Below are 14,526 nucleotides of genomic sequence, written 5' to 3'. Positions count from 1 at the left end.
AGTCCCATGCACCTCACGCACCCCACGCACCTCACCGACCTCCTGTCCGACGACCGCCCCTTCGCCCTGCTGCGCCGCCGCACGCCGGGCCGCGACCACGACACGGTCGAGGTCCTGATCGGCCCGACGGGCACGTACGACCGCCTCGCGGACATCCCCGAGGGCCTCGCGCTCGTGCCCTTCCGGCAGATCAGGGAGCGCGGCTTCGACGTCCGCGACGACGGCACGCCGCTGACCGTCCTCACTCCCGAGGAGACGTACGAACTCCCGCTCGACGCGGCTCTCTCCGCGCTGCCCGCGCACGACGTGCGGGTCGAGGGCGGCGCCTTCGACGTGGCCGACGACGCCTACGCGGACATCGTGGGGCGCGTCCTGCGCGAGGAGATCGGCCGGGGCGAGGGCGCCAACTTCGTCATCCGCCGTACGTACGAGGGCGAGATCCCGGGCTTCGGGCGTGCGGACGCCCTCGCGCTCTTCCGGCGGCTGCTCGTGGGCGAGCGGGGCGCGTACTGGACGTACGTCGTGCACACCGGGGACCGCACGCTCGTCGGGGCCAGCCCCGAGGTGCACGTGCGGATGTCCGGCGGGACCGTCGTCATGAACCCCATCAGCGGCACCTACCGCTACCCCGCCGGCGGGCCCACCCCCGAGGACCTGCTCGCCTTCCTCTCCGACGGCAAGGAGATCGAGGAGCTCTCGATGGTCGTCGACGAGGAGCTCAAGATGATGTGCACCGTCGGCGACATGGGCGGCGTCGTGATCGGGCCGCGCCTGAAGGAGATGGCCCACCTCGCGCACACCGAGTACGAGCTGCGCGGCAAGTCGTCGCTGGACGTGCGGGAGGTCCTGAAGGAGACGATGTTCGCGGCGACCGTCACCGGGTCGCCCGTGCAGAACGCCTGCCGGGTCATCGAGCGGCACGAAGCCGGTGGCCGCGGCTATTACGCGGGCGCCCTCGCGCTCATCGGCAGGGACGCGGGCGGCGCGCAGACCCTGGACTCCCCCATCCTGATCCGCACCGCCGACATCTCCCCGGCCGGGCGGCTGCGGGTGCCGGTGGGCGCCACGCTGGTGCGCGGCTCCGACCCCGCGGGCGAGGTCGCGGAGACGCACGCGAAGGCCGCCGGAGTGCTGGCCGCCCTGGGTGTGCGCCCCGGGCGCCCGCACGAGGAGAGCGCGCGGCCCGCCCTCGCCGACGATCCGCGGGTGCGGGCGGCCCTCGACGGCCGGCGTGCCTCGCTCGCGCCGTTCTGGCTGCGGATGCAGGCGCAGGCGAGCGCACTCACCGGCCACGCGCTCGTCGTGGACGGCGAGGACACCTTCACCGCGATGCTCGCGCACGTCCTGCGCTCCGCCGGCCTGCGGGTGTCGGTGCGGCGGTACGACGAGGAGGGGCTGCGGGAGACGGTGCTCGCGCACGAGGGGCCCGTCGTGCTCGGCCCGGGTCCCGGCGACCCGTCCGACCTCACCGACCCGAAGATGCGGTTCCTGCGCTCGCTGGCGGCCGAGGTGATCCGCGGCCACCGGTACGGCGTGCTCGGCGTCTGTCTCGGGCACGAGCTGATCGCGGCCGAGCTGGGCCTGGAGATCGTACGGAAGGAAGTGCCGTACCAGGGCGCGCAGACGGGCATCGACCTGTTCGGGCGGCCCGAGACCGTCGGCTTCTACAACAGCTTCGTGGCGTCCTGCGACGACGAGTCGGCGGCGGAGCTGGCCGCGCACGGCGTGGAGGTCAGCAGGGACGGGGCGAGCGGCGAGGTGCACGCGCTGCGCGGGGCGGGCTTCGCGGGGGTGCAGTTCCACCCGGAGTCGGTGCTGACGCTGCGCGGCACCGCGATCGTGCGGGAGCTGCTCGGTCAGCTGCTTGCCGCCGCGGGGACCAGCACGTTCTCGGAGCGGCGGCCCGCCAGGTAGTCCAGGACGTTGTGCACCGTGGTGTCGATGATCTGGCCCACCGCGTCCACGGTGTAGTACGCCTGGTGGGAGGTGACCACGACGTTCGGGAACGTGACGAGGCGGGCCAGCGTGTCGTCCTCGACGACCTCCAGGGACTTGTCGAGGAAGAAGAGTCCCGCCTCCGCCTCGTACACGTCGAGGCCGACGCCCGTGAAGCGTCCCGCGCGCAGCTCCCGGACCAGGGCGTCGGTGTCGATCAGGCCGCCGCGGCTGGAGTTCACCAGGATCGCGTCGTCCTTCATCGTGCGCAGCGCCGCGGCGTCGATGATGTGCTGGGTGGCCGGGAGCAGCGGCACGTGCAGGCTGACGAGGTCGGCCTCGGCGAGGAGTTCGTCCTTCGTCACGTACTTCATGCCGAGCTCGACGCAGGCGGGGTTCTCGGCGACGTCCCAGCCGAGCAGCCGCATGCCGAAGCCGTGCGCGATGCGGGTGAACGCCTCACCGATCCTGCCGGTGCCGAGCACGCCGACCGTGCGGCCCCGCAGGTCGCGTCCCATCAGGCCGTCGAGGCGGAAGTCGAAGTCGCGGGTGCGGTTGCTCGCGCGGACGATGCGGCGGTTGACGGCCATCGCCAGGGTCCAGGCGAACTCGGCCACGGAGTAGGGCGAGTAGGACGAGACGCGGGCGACGGTCAGGCCGAGGCGCTCGGCGACCGGCAGGTCGATGTTGTTGAACCCGGTGGAGCGCTGGGCGATCATCCGGGTGCCGCCGGCGGCGAGGGTCTGGAGCACCCGGTTGTCGAGGGTGGCGTTGACGCTGGAGGAGATGATCTCGTACCCGGCGGCGATCGGGGCGGTGTCCTCGTTCAGGAACACGTCGAGGCAGCGGATGTCGTGGTGGCCCTCGAAGGCTTTCTCGATCAGCGGCTTTTCGTCGGACTGCACGCCGAATGCGAGGATCTCCATGGCGTGAGTCTATGTACCGCCTCCCGGGACGGCACCCGGAGCGTTGGCCGGGGCCGTCCCTCGTGCGTCTTCGTCTGCGGGCCGTCGTGGGCTGGTCGCGCAGTTCCCCGCGCCCCTTACGGGGCGCTCCACTTCAGCCGAAGAAGACCCCGACCTCCGCGTACAGCGCCGGGTCCACCGTTTTGAGGCGGGCCGTGGCCTCCGCGATCGGGACGCGGACGATGTCCGTGCCCTTGAGGGCGACCATCTTGCCGAAGTCCCCGTCGCGCACCGCCTCGATCGCGTGCAGGCCGAAGCGGGTGGCGAGCCAGCGGTCGAAGGCGCTCGGGGTGCCGCCGCGCTGGACGTGGCCGAGGACCGTGGTGCGCGCCTCCTTGCCGGTGCGCCCCTCGATCTCCTTGGCCAGCCACTCGCCGACCCCGGAGAGCCGGACGTGCCCGAAGGAGTCCTGCGTCCCGTCCTTGAGGACCATCTCGCCGTCCCTGGGCATCGCGCCCTCCGCGACGACGACGATGGGGGCGTACGACGCCTTGAACCGCGAGGTCACCCACGCGCAGACCTGGTCGACGTCGAAGCGCTGCTCGGGGATGAGGATGACGTTGGCGCCGCCCGCGAGGCCGGAGTGCAGGGCGATCCAGCCCGCGTGGCGGCCCATGACCTCGACGACGAGGACGCGCATGTGCGACTCGGCGGTGGTGTGCAGGCGGTCGATCGCCTCGGTCGCGATGCCGACGGCCGTGTCGAAGCCGAAGGTGTAGTCGGTGGCGGAGAGGTCGTTGTCGATGGTCTTCGGGACGCCGACGACCGGGATCCCGTACTCGTCGGTGAGGCGCGCGGCGACGCCGAGCGTGTCCTCGCCGCCGATCGCGATGAGGGAGTCGACCTCCTGCTTGGCGAGGTTCTCCTTGATGCGGCGCACGCCGTTCTCCACCTTGAACGGGTTGGTGCGCGAGGAGCCGAGGATGGTGCCGCCGCGCGGCAGGATGCCGCGGACCGCCGGGATGTCGAGCCGGACGGTGTCGCCCTCCAGCGGCCCGCGCCAGCCGTCCCGGAAACCGACGAAGTCGTAGTCGTACTCCTGCACGCCCTTGCGGACGACGCCCCGGATGACCGCGTTGAGCCCGGGGCAGTCGCCGCCTCCGGTCAGTACGCCAATTTTCTTGGCCCCCATGGAACAGTCCCTTCGCCTCAGTGACCTGATGCGAGTCACGCTAATGGTGATCCAGGTCACTCAGGGACGGTGCGAATGGTCAATTCCTGTGCTGTGCAGGGGAGTTGATCAAGCGCTTTCACCCGTACGAGGGGTCATGCGTCGTCGGGCCTGTCGATGCCGCGCTCTATCGCGTACCGCACGAGCTCCACCCTGTTGTGCAGCTGGAGCTTGCCCAGGGTGTTCTGGACGTGGTTCTGCACGGTGCGGTGCGAGATGACCAGGCGCTCGGCGATCTGCTTGTAGCTCAGGCCCTTGGCGACCAGGCGCAGGACCTCCGTCTCGCGGTCGGTGAGCTGCGGGGCCTTCGGGTCGTCCGGGGTGCCGGCCGCGGGCTCGGTGGCCAGCCGGCGGTACTCGCCGAGGACCAGGCCCGCGAGACCGGGGGTGAAGACCGCGTCGCCGACGGCCGTGCGGCGCACCGCGTCGATCAGCTCCTCCGTGGACGCCGACTTCAGGAGATAGCCGGTGGCGCCGGACTTGACCGCCTCCAGGACGTCCGCGTGCTCGCCGCTCGCGGAGAGGACGAGGACGCGCAGCGCCGGGTTGGCGCCGACCAGCTCCTTGCAGACCTGTACGCCCGGCTTCAGCGGCAGGTTCAGGTCGAGGACCAGGACGTCGGGCGCCACCGCCTGGGCGCGCCGGACGGCCTGCTCGCCGTCGCCCGCGGTGGCGACCACGTCGAGGCCGGCCTCCGCGAGGTCGCGGGCGACGGCGTCGCGCCACATGGGGTGGTCGTCGACGACCATGACCTTGTTCGTGCCGACCGCCGTCGCGTCCCCCGCGGTGGCCGGTTCCTGCCGTTGCTGCTGCTCGTTCATCTCGCCTTTCCTGCCTTCCCCCGTGTGTCCCGTGCCTCTTCGCGCGGCACTTTCAGTTCCACTTCCGTCCCCTGGCCCGGCACCGAGATCAGCTCGGCCGTGCCTCCGATGTCCCGCAGCCGCCCCCGGATCGACAGGGCCACGCCCATGCGCCCCTCCCCCTCGGCCTCCGCGAGTCGGCCCTCCGGGATGCCCGGGCCGTCGTCCCTGACGGTCACGATCACCCCGTCCGGCTCGTCCTCGACCAGGATCCAGGCGTGCGCGTCCGGCCCCGCGTGCCTGCGGACATTGTCCAGGGCGGCCCCGACGGCGGCGGCCAGCTCCCGCGCGGCCGACGGCCCGAGGAGCACCGGCGCCCCTGGCTCGGCGAGCGTCACCTTCGCCCCCGCGTGCCGGGCGAGGAGCGAGCGCAGATCGCGGGGCTCGTCGTCGTCCGGCTCGTCGGGCACCTCGACGGCGCGGACGACGGCGCCCTGCGCGATGTCCTCCGACACGTGCGAGGCGGGGACCATGCCGCCGGCGACCAGGGTCCGCAGGGCGACCTCCTGCTCCCCCGCGAGACGGCCGAGCTCCGCGGCCTCGCCGCCGATGGCGGTGCCGCGCCGCTGCACCATGGCGAGGACCTGGAGGACGCTGTCGTGGATGTCGCGGGCGAGCCGCTCGCGCTCGCGGGTCGCGGCCTCTATCTCCAGGGCCCGGGCCAGGGTGCGCTCGGAGGCGCGGGCCAGCTCCACGACGTAGCCGATGGCGATGGAGGCGATGCAGACGAGCAGGACGTTGTGCAGGGTGTCGCGGCTGAACGCGCCGCGCTGCACCACGTTGGCGACGCCGACGAGCAGGGACGCCGAGGCCGCCCAGCGCCAGCCGCCCTTGATCGCGAAGGCGAGGACGGAGCCCGCCGTCCATATGGAGGGCAGCGTCGGGCCGCCGTCGACGATCCGCTGCTGCGAGTCGGCGAGCGGCGTGAGCAGGATGCCCACGATCGCGATGGTCAGGTCCGCGACGAGGAACCGCTTGGTGCAGCTCGCCGCGTTCGCGACGCGGGGCAGGGTGGCGAGGGTCCAGGGGGCGAGCACCGCGTAGTAGGCGATGGCCAGCCAGGGCCGGTCCAGCTTCTCGTGTGCCGTGGTGAAGAGGCCGATCGCGTACAGCATCGTCAGGACGCGGTACGCGGTGAGCGCGCGCCACAGCGGCTGCTCGACCGACATCCTCATGACTTTCTCGCGCTCGGCCATGTCCCCCGACCCCCGCCCCCCGTGTGCCTCACCCCTGAACGGACGCGGCTAGGAGCCGGACCGCTCCTTGTTCCCGCCGTGCCCGCCGTGCCCGCCCTTTGTCGCGCCCTTGTGGCCGTCCGCCGCCTTGGCGGCCTTGGCCGCGTCGGAGATCTGGCGCTTCGCGGCCGTCGCGTACATGTCGACGTACTCCTGGCCGGAGAGCTTCATGATCTCGTACATGACCTCGTCGGTCAGCGCGCGCAGCACGAAGCGGTCCTGCTCCATGCCCTGGTAGCGCCGGAAGTCGAGGGGCTTGCCGATGCGGATGCCGGGCCGCATCAGCTTGGGCATCACCTTGCCGGGCGGCTGGATCTTCTCCGTGTCGATCATCGCGACGGGGAGGACGGGCGCGCCGGTGGCGAGGGCCACGCGCGCGAGGCCGCCCGGCTTGCCGCGGTAGAGGCGCCCGTCGGGCGAGCGGGTGCCTTCGGGGTAGATGCCGAAGAGCTCACCGCGCTCCAGGACCTCGATGCCGCTCTTGATGGCCGCCTCGCCCGCGCCGCGCGCGCCGGAGCGGTCCACCGGGAGCTGGCCCACGCCCTTGAAGAAGGCCGCGGTGAGCTTGCCCTTCACGCCGGGCGAGGTGAAGTACTCCGCCTTGGCGATGAAGGTGACCTTGCGGTCGAGGACCGCGGGAAGGAAGAAGGAGTCCGAGAACGAGAGGTGGTTGCTCGCCAGAATCGCGGGGCCTTCGGCGGGAACGTTCTCAAGGCCCTCCACCCAGGGCCTGAAGCCGAGCTTCAGCGGCCCTCCGATGGCAACCTTCATTGCGCCGTAGATCAAACCGAGTGCCTCCTGTTTCTGTGGATCAGACCTTAACCCGGGGTACGGCCAATGGGCCCGACGACCCTGGTCGGTGTCAGTCCGGTCGCGTACGGTGAAGTACTCCTCGAAACCCCCTGATCCCGTCGTCACCTCTCACGAAGGAGACCGAAGGTGCCGGTCCTCCCCGGAGCCGAGCCGTACCGCCACGAAGGCGGCGAGACCGGCGTCCTCCTCTGCCACGGCTTCACCGGATCCCCGCAGTCGCTGCGCCCGTGGGCCGAGTATCTGGCGGAGCGCGGCCTCACCGTCTCGCTGCCGCTGCTGCCCGGGCACGGCACCCGCTGGGAGGACATGCAGGTCACCGGCTGGCAGGACTGGTACGCCGAGGTGGAGCGCGAGCTGCGCGGCCTCCTCGACCGGTGCGAGCGGGTCTTCGTCTTCGGGCTCTCCATGGGCGGCGCGCTCGCGCTGCGCCTCGCGGCCAAGCACGGGGACGCGATCAGCGGCCTCGTCCTGGTCAACCCGGGGAACAAGGTGCACGGCGTCGCGGCCCACGCCCTCCCGGTCGTGCGGCACTTCGTGACGACGACCAACGGCATCGCGAGCGACATCGCCAAGCCCGGCTCCGTCGAGATCGGCTACGACAAGGTCCCGCTGCACGCCGCGCACTCCCTGCGCCGCTTCTTCCGCCTGGTCGACGCGGAACTGCCGCAGGTGACCCAGCCGTTGGTGGTGCTGCACAGCCCCCGCGACCACGTGGTGCCGCCCGCCGACTCGGCCCGCATCCTCGGCCGCGTCTCGTCCACGGACGTCAAGGAGATCCTGCTGGAACAGAGCTACCACGTCGCGACGTTGGACTTCGACGCGGACCGGATCTTCGACGAGAGTTACGCGTTCATCGCCCGGCTCGCCCCCAGCGTCGGCAAGGAAGGGACGGCCACCGGTGGCTGAGCACGAGGCGGCGGACCGCGACGAGAGTCGCGAGCCGGAGAAGAGCCCGGAGAAGAGCAGAGTCCCCGGCGACGGGGTGCCGCTGGACGAGGACGCCGCCTGGCAGGCGATCGTCGCGGGGTACGGCGAGGAGCCCGCGGACCCGCCGGGCGCCAAGCCCTTCAAGTCGGTCGAGGACCTGGCACTCCTGGAGACGGAGACGAACGGCCCCGCGGACGGCCCCGGCGGCCCCGGCCCGCTGAAGAGCCCCGCCGAGCCCGGCGCGGACGACAAGTCCGGCACCGACAAGCCGCTCGGCAGCTCCGTCTCGTTCGCGCCCGGAGTCGGGCCGATGGGCGGCGGGCCGGCGGGCGGCGGGCCGCGCGACTACAGCACGCCCGAGCCCTCCGAGAAGGACTTCGACGCCGACGACGAGGGCCACTTCGTGCCGCCCGAGCCGCCGCCGCTGCCGGAGGCCGATGTGACGGCCAAGTTCGCCTGGCTCGCGGTGCTCGGCGGCCCGCTGCTCATCCTGCTCGCCGTGCTGCTCGGCTGGCAGATGACGTGGTGGCTGACCACGCTCGGCATCGGCGGCTTCCTGGGTGGCTTCGCGACGCTGGTGATGCGGATGAACAGCGGCGACGACGAGGAGGACGACGACCCGGGACGCGGCGCGGTCGTCTGAACCACCCAGCCCGTGCGAGGCCCGTCCGGAAGTGTTCCGGACGGGCCTTCCGCATGTCACGACGCGCATGCACGGCACGACGCGGCAGGCAGGTCGCGACGCCGATGGAACCCGATCCCGCCCACCGGCGAAGAAGAGGTGAACCACCGAACGAGCCCAAGCCTTCGAGGCGTATCGACGAACGAAAGGAGCCCCGATGACCGTCGAACCCGGCGTCCCCCTTCGAACGGGGCAGCACGAGCAGAGTGACGCCTGGTCCATCGAGCGGTCCCGGGACGAGCCCGAGCGGTTCGCCGTCCTCTTCGACCGGCACGCCGACTCCGTGTACCGGTACGCGGCCCGCCGGCTCGGCCCCGAGGCGGCGGAAGACCTGATGGCGGAGACCTTCACCACCGCCTTCAAGCAGCGCCACCGGTACGACCCGGCGCGGGCCGACGCCCGCCCCTGGCTGTTCGGTATCGCGACCAACCTCATCGGCCGGCACCGCAGGGCCGAGGCGCGCCGCTTCAAGGCGCTCGCCCGGGTGCCCGCGCCTGTGCCCCACGAGGAGCCGGTCGCCGACCGCGTGATCGCCCGCGCGGGCGCCGAGGGGGTGCGCGGTGATCTGGCGCGGGCCCTGGCGGGGCTCTCCGCACGCCATCGCGACGTGGTGCTGCTCGTGGCGTGGGCCGACCTCGGCTACGAGGAGGCGGCCCAGGCGCTGGGGGTGCCCGTCGGCACCGTCAGGTCACGGCTGCACCGGGCTCGCAGCACACTGCGCGAAGCACTGGGCGGATCCGATCCGACAGCTTTCCAGGAGGCACACGCCCATGAATGAACTCGACGAACTGCGCGGCTGGGAGGCGGGGGCGCCCCCGCTGGACGACGAGACACGGCACCGCGCGCGGGTGCGCCTGTTCGCCGCGATGAACGAACCGCCCGCAGCGGTACGGCCGCCCGGACGCCGGCGCGTGCTGCGCATCGCCCTCACCGGCCTCGTGACGGCGGCGGTGGCCGCGACCGTCCTGGTCACCGTCGACGGCGCGAAGGAAGGACAGCAGGCCAAGCCGCCCGCCACCGACTCCCCGAACGTGGCCAACGTCGCCGCGCCGAAGGTGCTCAACGGCGCGGCCGCCTGGGAGCGCAGGCACGAGCGGCGGACCGTGGTGCCTCGCGACGACCAGTTCATCTACTCCAAGCGGATCATCAGGGAGACGGAGCAGAGGACCGGCGAGGTCAGGACGTACACCGACGAGATGTGGGACTCGGTGGACGGCTCACAGCGCTCCTTGAGCATGGAGCTCGGCAAGATCATGTGGGAGGAGCCCCTGGGCGAGAACGAGGGCGTGTGGCCGCCCCGCAGGTGGGACGAGCTGAAGCAGCTGCCCACCGACCCCGAGAAGCTCGTCCCTGCCATCGTCTCCATGGGCGACTCCGGCGGGTCGATCAGCGACCTCACCGAGGACGACCGGTGGCAGGCCTACTTCCTGCTGGGCGAGCTCCTGAAGGCGCCGATGCTGCCCGAAGGCCTGCGCGCCGCAGCCTACGAAGGGCTGGCGCTCGTGCCCGGCGTCAAGACGGTCGAAGGGATCAAGGACTCCGCCGGGCGTACCGGTGTGGGGATCGCCTACCCCGGCCAGTTCAAGGGCCGGTACCTCATCTTCGACGCGGAGTCCTACGAATTCCTGGGCTTCCGCGACGAGCGGGTCTCGCGCGACGGAAAGAAGACGTACGTCCAGCTGTCGCACACGGTCGAGTGGGCGATCGTCGACAAGGTGAGGCAGCGCCCGTAGGTCATGGCGAGCGCTCGCCTCGTGGGCCTCACCGGGAGGGGGGAACCCTGAGGGCGGCCAGGACCGGCAGGTGGTCCGTGGCCGCCCTCAGGTCCGCCTCGCTCACCCCGGGCAGGTCCGACGGCACGCCGCAGCCCAGGACCTCGATGCCGGAGGTCGCGAAGATCGCGTCGATGCGCTGGTGCGGGTCGTCAGGGGTCGAGGTGTTCTCGCCGCCCCACGGCTCGGCGGTCCAGCAGTCCTGGAGTCCCCCGGCGAGCCTGCGGAACGTCCGGCCGCCCGGCCGCTCGTTGAGGTCGCCGCCCGCGACCGCGTGGTCCACGCCCATCCCGGCGAGCCGGTCGAGCAGCATCCCGCCCTGCGCGTACCGCTCGTCGGTCTGCAGGCTGAGGTGGCAGCTCAGGACGCCGAGGCGGGCGCCGCCGAAGCGCACGACGGCGGTCGCGAAGCCGCGCCGGTGCAGCCCGGGGGTGAGCGGCAGCAGCACGTCCTCGGTGCGCTCGACCGTGGCGCGCAGGGAGCAGAGCAGCGCGGGTCCTGCCGCGCTGCCGCCGCCGGAGAGGATGACCAGGTCGGCGGCGCGGGCGAGGCGGGCCAGCTTCTTGCGCCAGCGGAAGAACCGCGGCGCCTCCTGGATCAGGACGAGGTCGGGGGCGCAGGCGGCGATGGTCCGGGCGAGCGCGGCGGTGTCGTCGCGCATCGAGCGGATGTTGTAGCTGAGCACCCGGATGACGGCCGAACCGTCGGATTCGGTGCGCGAGTCGGGGAGCGTGGAGCTCGGGCTCGTCGGCATGGCGATCAAGATACGCGAACGCCGGACGGGCCGGGGAGATCCGGCCCGTCCGGCGTTTGCGGACGGGTGCGCGGCGCGGTCGGCGCCCCGCCACGGGGTCACATGACGGGATCCGGCTCCCGCGCCAGGTCCGCCGCGCCGACGAGCCCCGCCTTGTTGCCCAGCTGGGCGGCGATGACCTGGGCCTCGGGGCGCCAGGCGGCGCCGACGAGCCAGCGCTTGAAGGACTTGCGGATCGGGTCGAGGACCAGCTCGCCCTCGTCCGAGAGGCCACCGCCGACGATGAACGCGGACGGGTCGAAGAGCGACGCCAGGTCGGCGAGGCCGGCGCCCGCCCAGCGGGCCAGCTCGCGGTACGAGTCGATGGCGACGGCGTCGCCCTGCCGGGCGGCCATCGAGATGTGCTTGCCCTCGATGCCGTCGGGGGTGCCGTCGCCGAGCGAGAGGAGGTACTCGGCGTTCTCCGGGGTGGCGTTGGCGCGCTGCTTGGCGTACCGCACGAGGGCGCGTCCCGAGGCGTACTGCTCCCAGCAGCCCTGGCTGCCGCAGCCGCAGAGGAGACCGTCCGGCACCATCCGGATGTGGCCGAACTCGGCGGCCACGCCGAAGTGGCCGCGGCGCAGCTTGTTGCCGAGGATGATGCCGCCGCCGAGGCCGGTGCCGAGCGTGATGCAGATGACGTTGCGGTGGCCCTTGCCGCCGCCGAAGCGGTACTCGCCCCATGCCGCGGCGTTGGCGTCGTTCTCGACGACTACGGGCAGGCCGACGCGCTTCTCGACCTCGTCCTTGAGCGGCTCCTGCCGCCAGTCGATGTTCGGCGCGAAGTAGACCGTGGAGCGCTGGCGGTTGACGTATCCGGCGGCGCCGATGCCGACGCCGACGATCTCGTGTCCGGCCCGTGCGCCCGCCACCGCGGAGGCGATCGCGTCGACGATGGCCTCGGAAGTACCAGGGGTCGGCACCTTGAAGGTCGAGAGGATGTTGCCGTCCTCGTCGACCACTCCGGCCGCGATCTTGGTGCCGCCGATGTCGACGCCGATGGTGAGTCCCATGAATCCCTCAGTTCGATCGAGCCCCGCTACGGCCCACCGTACCCGAGGGGGGTCAGTCGAGATCGATGTGTTCGCCCGCCGCGGGACCGTCGTCCTTGCGCTCCTCGCCGCGGGTCCAGCGGCTCTCCTGGCCCTCGACCGCGGAGCGGTAGGCGGCGAGCAGCTCGGAGCCGGCGGCCGCGAGGTGGTCGAAGACGTCGGGGTTGCGCTCGATGACCGGTTCGACGACGGCCTTCGCCTCCCTGACGACCTGCTTCAGGGTCTGCTCGACGGCGCCCTGCGCGACCGCGCCGAGCAGCGGGGTCTGCAGTCCCGAGAGCTTCTCCGAGACCGCGTCGACGAGCTTGCGCAGCTCCTCGGCCGCGGAGCCGGGCTGCGGACCGTACTGCGCGCGGCGGCGGGCCTGCTCCGCCGCGAGATCCTCGGCGCACGCCTGCTCCCAGGCGTCGGCGTCGGCTTCGGGGGCTTCGTGCCCGGTGGCATCGCTCATGCCACTCGACGTTACCCGAATGGCGGTAGGGCGTTCACCGTCCGGACGGCCACAGGTCCGGGTCCGGCGTGAACCGGACCCGCAGCTCGCCCTCGTGCAGCCCGGCGCCCGCGACGGTGCAGCGGCGCAGCGCGGAAGGGAGGGGGACGATGCGGCGGTAGGGGCCCGCGGTGACGACGAGTTCGTCGCCGCGCCGGACGAGGCCGAGCTCGTCGCGTGTGACGCCGGGCAGCGGGACGTGCCACACGTAGACGCGGCTGCCGTCGTCGGCGGTGGTGTCGGTGACGGGCCAGGGAGCCGGGTCCGGGGTGCCGGGCGCGGGCGCGGTGAGGCCGAGGGCGGCGAGGTCGTCGGCGCCGCGCGGGTCGTGGCCGAGGTGGGGGACCCGGCCGACACGGTCGTACGCCGACTCCCACTCGGTGAGCGTCTTGTGCTGCTGGGCGCAGAGGCCGGCCAGCCAGGTGTCGGAGGTCGGGTCCGGCAGGACGCGGTTGGCGACCAGGAGGTCGGTGCGCAGGCCGTGCAGGGCGAGGCCGGTGGCGGCGGTGCGGACGGCGTCGGCGCCCGCGGGGCCGGGTTCGGCGACCAGGCGGACGGTGGTGGTCGGGGCCTCGATCACGCGCTGGACGGCGGCGAGGTCGTCCTCCCTGCGGGCCGCGGTCTCGTACAGCCAGGCGGCGGGCATCGGGACGCCCGCGAGGCGGCCGAGCATGGGGCGCAGGGCGCGGGCCGCCTGCCGCTCGGGCGGGAGCAGCCGGCGCAGGTAGCGGCGGAGCTGCTCGGGGAGCGCGAGGGTCGCGAGGGCCTTGGCGGTGGGCGGCAGGTCGACGACGACGGTGTCGTACGTGTCGTCGCGGGCGGCGTCGCGCAGGGCGCGCAGCAGGGCCAGCTCCTCGGCTCCCGGCAGCGGGGTCAGCTCCTCGCCGTCGAGCCGTTCGGCGCCGAGCAGGTCGAGGGCGGAGGCGGCACGTTCCTGCAGGGCGAGCAGGTCGTCACGGAAGCGGTCTTCGGCGTCGGGCCGGTGGGTGGTGAGCCCGGGGTGCGCGTCCGGTGCGCCGAGCGCCGTGCGCAGCGCCGTGCCGAGGGTGTCGGCGCGGTCGGCGGAGATCACGAGGGTCCGGTGGCCTGCGCGGGCCGCGGCGAGCGCGGTGGCGGCGGCGATGGTGGTTCGGCCGGAGCCGCCGGGGCCGGTGACGAGGAGGGTGCGCATAAGGGGGAACGGTACGGGAGCGCGGGGCGCGGGTTGCGGGGCGCCCACTCGCCGTGGGGGGCGGGGTGCTTGGGCGGCTGCCGGTTGTGGGTGGTTGCTCGCGCCGTTCCCCGCGCCCCTGGAAGCGAGGGCTTCGCCCTGCTTCCCCTCGTTACGCCGTGCCTGATTCCACGCGCTTCTTCAGGCCCGCCAGTGCGCGGTCGATGATGACCTTCTCGGCCTTGCGCTTGATCATGCCGAGCATGGGGATCTTGACGTCGACGGTGAGCTGGTAGGTGACCTCGGTGCCGGTGCCGACGGGCTTGAGGAGGTACGAGCCCTCCAGCGAGCGGAGCATCTGGGACTTGACGAGGGTCCAGCTGACTTCGTTGTCGCCGGTCCAGGTGTAGCCGAGGGTCTGGTCGTCCTTGATCGCGCCGGCGTCCATGACGAGGCGGACCTGCTGTGCGCGGCCCCGCTCGTCGGTGGCGAGCACCTCGGCCTCCTTCACCTCCCCGGTCCAGTCCGGATAGCGGGCGAAGTCGGCGATCACTCCCATGACCTCGGCCGGTGCCGCCTCGATCGTGATGCTCGAGCTGGTGTGTTCCGCCATCGCTGTGGCTCCTCCAGATGCGGTCCGGGACAGAGGGGTGTGTACCGCGTGAAGGCTACCGCGCGCCG

General features: G+C 72.5%; 15 protein-coding genes. 5 read left to right on the top strand and 10 right to left on the bottom strand.

The genetic code is table 11. From position 1 onward, the window contains the following. Window positions 1-6: 6 nt before the first annotated feature. Window positions 7-1,914, top strand: a complete 1,908-nt coding sequence (locus tag ACZ56E_RS19340; RefSeq protein WP_471215579.1) for an anthranilate synthase family protein — start codon at window positions 7-9, stop codon at window positions 1,912-1,914. Here ACZ56E_RS19340 and ACZ56E_RS19335 read toward each other — a convergent pair. The 5 genes from ACZ56E_RS19335 to ACZ56E_RS19315 all read right to left on the bottom strand — a co-directional run bounded on the left by ACZ56E_RS19335 (window position 1,857) and on the right by ACZ56E_RS19315 (window position 6,952). After that, window positions 1,857-2,861, bottom strand: a complete 1,005-nt coding sequence (locus ACZ56E_RS19335; RefSeq protein WP_471215577.1) for a 2-hydroxyacid dehydrogenase — start codon at window positions 2,859-2,861, stop codon at window positions 1,857-1,859. The genes ACZ56E_RS19340 and ACZ56E_RS19335 overlap by 58 nt on opposite strands. 133 nt (window positions 2,862-2,994) lie before the next feature. Beyond that, on the bottom strand, window positions 2,995-4,032 hold the full coding sequence (locus ACZ56E_RS19330) for a 6-phosphofructokinase (protein WP_471215575.1): 1,038 nt from the start codon (window positions 4,030-4,032) through the stop codon (window positions 2,995-2,997). A 134-nt stretch (window positions 4,033-4,166) separates the two neighbouring features. Then, a complete protein-coding gene (locus ACZ56E_RS19325; protein ID WP_398307793.1) occupies window positions 4,167-4,820 on the bottom strand; it encodes a response regulator in 654 nt (217 codons plus the stop codon). Between the two features lie 68 nt (window positions 4,821-4,888). Further along, window positions 4,889-6,127 carry a MacS family sensor histidine kinase gene (macS, locus tag ACZ56E_RS19320; protein WP_471215573.1) on the bottom strand — a complete coding sequence of 413 codons (1,239 nt, stop codon included), beginning with the start codon at window positions 6,125-6,127 and terminating at the stop codon, window positions 4,889-4,891. A gap of 48 nt (window positions 6,128-6,175) precedes the next feature. Then, window positions 6,176-6,952 (bottom strand): lysophospholipid acyltransferase family protein, encoded by a 777-nt coding sequence (locus tag ACZ56E_RS19315; RefSeq protein WP_471215571.1) that lies wholly within the window; start codon window positions 6,950-6,952, stop codon window positions 6,176-6,178. Between the two features lie 153 nt (window positions 6,953-7,105). Here ACZ56E_RS19315 and ACZ56E_RS19310 point away from each other — a divergent pair, with 153 nt between their 5' ends. From ACZ56E_RS19310 to ACZ56E_RS19295, 4 genes are all read left to right on the top strand, one after another. Continuing rightward, window positions 7,106-7,885: an alpha/beta hydrolase gene (locus ACZ56E_RS19310; protein WP_471215569.1), complete on the top strand. Its 780-nt coding sequence runs from the start codon at window positions 7,106-7,108 to the stop codon at window positions 7,883-7,885. Further along, entirely contained in the window at window positions 7,878-8,549 is a 672-nt protein-coding gene (locus ACZ56E_RS19305; RefSeq protein WP_471215567.1) for a hypothetical protein, read from the top strand. Before ACZ56E_RS19310 ends, ACZ56E_RS19305 begins: the two co-directional genes overlap by 8 nt. A gap of 196 nt (window positions 8,550-8,745) precedes the next feature. After that, on the top strand, window positions 8,746-9,366 hold the full coding sequence (locus ACZ56E_RS19300) for an RNA polymerase sigma factor (RefSeq protein WP_471215565.1): 621 nt from the start codon (window positions 8,746-8,748) through the stop codon (window positions 9,364-9,366). Beyond that, the gene (locus tag ACZ56E_RS19295; RefSeq protein ID WP_471215562.1) at window positions 9,359-10,321 is read left to right on the top strand and encodes a CU044_5270 family protein; all 963 of its coding nucleotides are present in this window, start codon (window positions 9,359-9,361) and stop codon (window positions 10,319-10,321) included. Before ACZ56E_RS19300 ends, ACZ56E_RS19295 begins: the two co-directional genes overlap by 8 nt. Window positions 10,322-10,349: 28 nt before the next feature. On the opposite strand, the gene ACZ56E_RS19290 is transcribed toward ACZ56E_RS19295, so the two are convergent. From ACZ56E_RS19290 to ACZ56E_RS19270, 5 genes are all read right to left on the bottom strand, one after another. Continuing rightward, window positions 10,350-11,114, bottom strand: coding sequence for an endonuclease/exonuclease/phosphatase family protein (locus ACZ56E_RS19290; RefSeq protein ID WP_471215559.1), 765 nt, complete (start codon window positions 11,112-11,114; stop codon window positions 10,350-10,352). Window positions 11,115-11,212: 98 nt separating this feature from the next. Beyond that, window positions 11,213-12,166 carry an ROK family glucokinase gene (locus ACZ56E_RS19285; protein WP_471215557.1) on the bottom strand — a complete coding sequence of 318 codons (954 nt, stop codon included), beginning with the start codon at window positions 12,164-12,166 and terminating at the stop codon, window positions 11,213-11,215. Between the two features lie 52 nt (window positions 12,167-12,218). Then, a complete protein-coding gene (locus ACZ56E_RS19280) occupies window positions 12,219-12,656 on the bottom strand; it encodes a DUF5304 domain-containing protein (RefSeq protein ID WP_471215554.1) in 438 nt (145 codons plus the stop codon). Between the two features lie 34 nt (window positions 12,657-12,690). After that, the gene (locus ACZ56E_RS19275) at window positions 12,691-13,866 is read right to left on the bottom strand and encodes an ArsA family ATPase (protein WP_471215552.1); all 1,176 of its coding nucleotides are present in this window, start codon (window positions 13,864-13,866) and stop codon (window positions 12,691-12,693) included. 151 nt (window positions 13,867-14,017) lie between these two features. After that, window positions 14,018-14,458: an SRPBCC family protein gene (locus ACZ56E_RS19270; protein WP_468609985.1), complete on the bottom strand. Its 441-nt coding sequence runs from the start codon at window positions 14,456-14,458 to the stop codon at window positions 14,018-14,020. Between the last annotated feature and the right edge of the window lie 68 nt (window positions 14,459-14,526).

Source organism: Streptomyces sp. NPDC039480, from assembly GCF_055597165.1.
The sequence above is the reverse complement of the archived record's forward strand: the minus strand, read 5'-3'. Positions and strand labels throughout refer to the sequence as shown.

Coding starts and splice junctions, on each gene's coding strand:
- ACZ56E_RS19340 (WP_471215579.1), top strand. CDS start 7: ATGCACCTCACGCACCCCACGCACCTCACCGACCTCCTGTCCGACGAC.
- ACZ56E_RS19335 (WP_471215577.1), bottom strand. CDS start 2,861: ATGGAGATCCTCGCATTCGGCGTGCAGTCCGACGAAAAGCCGCTGATC.
- ACZ56E_RS19330 (WP_471215575.1), bottom strand. CDS start 4,032: ATGGGGGCCAAGAAAATTGGCGTACTGACCGGAGGCGGCGACTGCCCC.
- ACZ56E_RS19325 (WP_398307793.1), bottom strand. CDS start 4,820: ATGGTCGTCGACGACCACCCCATGTGGCGCGACGCCGTCGCCCGCGAC.
- macS (WP_471215573.1), bottom strand. CDS start 6,127: ATGGCCGAGCGCGAGAAAGTCATGAGGATGTCGGTCGAGCAGCCGCTG.
- ACZ56E_RS19300 (WP_471215565.1), top strand. CDS start 8,746: ATGACCGTCGAACCCGGCGTCCCCCTTCGAACGGGGCAGCACGAGCAG.
- ACZ56E_RS19295 (WP_471215562.1), top strand. CDS start 9,359: ATGAATGAACTCGACGAACTGCGCGGCTGGGAGGCGGGGGCGCCCCCG.
- ACZ56E_RS19290 (WP_471215559.1), bottom strand. CDS start 11,114: ATGCCGACGAGCCCGAGCTCCACGCTCCCCGACTCGCGCACCGAATCC.
- ACZ56E_RS19285 (WP_471215557.1), bottom strand. CDS start 12,166: ATGGGACTCACCATCGGCGTCGACATCGGCGGCACCAAGATCGCGGCC.
- ACZ56E_RS19280 (WP_471215554.1), bottom strand. CDS start 12,656: ATGAGCGATGCCACCGGGCACGAAGCCCCCGAAGCCGACGCCGACGCC.
- ACZ56E_RS19275 (WP_471215552.1), bottom strand. CDS start 13,866: ATGCGCACCCTCCTCGTCACCGGCCCCGGCGGCTCCGGCCGAACCACC.
- ACZ56E_RS19270 (WP_468609985.1), bottom strand. CDS start 14,458: ATGGCGGAACACACCAGCTCGAGCATCACGATCGAGGCGGCACCGGCC.